Genomic DNA, 376 nt, shown 5'->3' with positions numbered 1-376 from the left:
ATCTCATGATGACATGACAATGCGATGGCGGCTTCTGTGCGAAAACGCGACACCGCATAAGTTGTGTTGACAACGCCATCGGGGCAGCCAAGAGTGCGGCCCGATCAGCGCAGCCGCCCGGGGGGACTTGATGTCTGTACGCTCTTTCTTCGCCTTCGCCGCCATCGCCTTTTCTGCACTTGCGATCAGCCTGCCAGCCGGCGCCGCAGATGCGAAGCGCGATATACAGACGATCAAGGATGCGGATTTCTTCGGCTTCGATCTGAGGACGGAGCAGAACGTCTCGCTCGACCAGTGCAAGAAGTCCTGCATCGGCGACAAGAGCTGCAAGGCCTTTACCTACAAGCCGAAGGTCAGCTGGTGCTTCCTGAAATCC

1 protein-coding gene is annotated in these 376 nt (G+C 58.0%); it reads left to right on the top strand.

Annotated features, from left to right (window positions below; translation table 11 throughout):
- Positions 1-130: 130 nt before the first annotated feature.
- Positions 131-376: PAN/Apple domain-containing protein (locus tag SB764_RS38640; RefSeq protein WP_410866558.1), on the top strand; the 246-nt coding region annotated here is incomplete at its 3' end.

Source organism: Paraburkholderia sp. SIMBA_027, from assembly GCF_046535315.1.
In the GTDB taxonomy this organism is placed as follows: domain Bacteria; phylum Pseudomonadota; class Gammaproteobacteria; order Burkholderiales; family Burkholderiaceae; genus Paraburkholderia; species Paraburkholderia tropica.
Note: the sequence above shows the minus strand (reverse complement) of the source record. Positions and strands in the feature narration are given on the sequence as shown.